This window comes from Pseudoalteromonas phenolica (genome assembly GCF_005886345.1).
In the GTDB taxonomy this organism is placed as follows: Bacteria; Pseudomonadota; Gammaproteobacteria; order Enterobacterales; family Alteromonadaceae; genus Pseudoalteromonas; species Pseudoalteromonas phenolica_A.
The window spans coordinates 1-279 of the sequence record NZ_PNEC01000161.1 but is presented as its reverse complement, the minus strand read 5'-3'; the positions used below and the strand labels follow the sequence as shown (position 1 = coordinate 279).

Sequence of the window (279 nt, the reverse complement as noted above, 5' to 3'; positions counted from 1 at the left end):
TTGCACAAAAATGGTCGTTTATTTTAGCGTCAGTGGTGCTATTAATGGGGTTAAAGGCGGCTATTTTATATTTGTTGGCAAAGGCGTTTTCATTACATAAGCGAGCGACATGGTTATTTACCGCAGCCCTGTGTCAAGGCGGGGAGTTTGCGTTTGTACTACTTTCTGTTACTGGCAGCTTAGCAATCTTAACTCCAGATCAAGTCGCGTTAGTTACACTGGTTGTTGCGGTATCTATGCTCGGATCGCCCCTCATTTTTATTCTTTATGACAAAATAG

Annotated in this window: 1 protein-coding gene; it reads left to right on the top strand. The window is 42.3% G+C overall.

All coding sequences use genetic code 11. The features are described from left to right. On the top strand, nucleotides 1-279 hold a 279-nt coding region (locus CWB72_RS20470), incomplete at both ends, for a cation:proton antiporter domain-containing protein (RefSeq protein WP_171037383.1).